General features: G+C 74.2%; 1 pseudogene. It reads right to left on the minus strand.

The annotated features are described in order from the left end of the window. Positions 1-356 (minus strand): annotated as a pseudogene (locus HUW62_RS47830) (Rrf2 family transcriptional regulator); the annotation flags it as partial. Positions 357-438: the final 82 nt, after the last annotated feature.

The raw sequence follows: 438 nt of genomic DNA on the forward strand, positions 1-438 counted from the left end.
GCCTCCGGCAGCCTCGCGGCCACGTGCCACCAGCGCCGGGCCTCGTGCAGCCGGGCCACGAAGGCGGCGTCGCGCAGGAAGTCCGCCGTCGACCCGGGGAGCGAGTACCCCCGCCCCGGCTCCAGGTGGACGAAGCCCAGCGCCACCAGCGGCTCGATGACGGAGCGGACGCCGCGCGCGTTCGCCCCCACCTTCCGGGCCAGCGCGTCCAGCGTCACGGGCTCGCCCGCGGACAGGTGCTCGAGGAGGCCGAGCGCGAGCGCGGCCTGGAGCGCCGCGGACTCGTTGCTGGCGTCACGGGCCTGGAAGTTGAGCCGTTGCACGAAGAGCGGGGACGAGGCGACGGGCTCGGACATGGCGGAAGGCTCCTGTCAGCTCCAGCGAAACCAGCGGACGGTCAGCGCCAGGGGCACCAGCGTCCAGAAGACCATCACCACC

It is taken from the genome of Myxococcus sp. AM011, assembly GCF_013372595.1.
GTDB classification, from domain to species: Bacteria; Myxococcota; Myxococcia; order Myxococcales; family Myxococcaceae; genus Myxococcus; species Myxococcus eversor.